The sequence below is a fragment of the Nocardiopsis lambiniae genome (assembly GCF_031845465.1).
In the GTDB taxonomy this organism is placed as follows: Bacteria; Actinomycetota; Actinomycetes; order Streptosporangiales; family Streptosporangiaceae; genus Nocardiopsis; species Nocardiopsis lambiniae.
The window spans coordinates 1-318 of sequence record NZ_JAVREP010000052.1 but is presented as its reverse complement, the minus strand read 5'-3'; the positions used below and the strand labels follow the sequence as shown (position 1 = coordinate 318).

Sequence of the window (318 nt, the reverse complement as noted above, 5' to 3'; positions counted from 1 at the left end):
CCCGACAGCCCCGCCGACACCGACGACACACCCGTCCTCGTCGACGGCCCCGGCGTGAACGACCGCGACGGCGACCGCGACGGCCAGGGTGACGGCGACCGCGACGGCGATAGCCAAGACGAGGAATCGCAGGCCGGGATCCGCGTCCCCGGCGACATCATCGACCCCGATGAGGAGGGGGACGAGGACACCTCCGACACGGACGACGGCCTCTACGACCCCTCCCCCGACAGCCCCGCCGACACCGACGACACACCCGTCCTCGTCGACGGCCCCGGCGTGAACGACCGCGACGGCGACCGCGACGGCCAGGGTGAC

General features: G+C 73.6%; 1 pseudogene. It reads left to right on the top strand.

From position 1 onward, the window contains the following. Positions 1–318, top strand: a pseudogene (locus RM479_RS27480) (hypothetical protein); the annotation flags it as partial.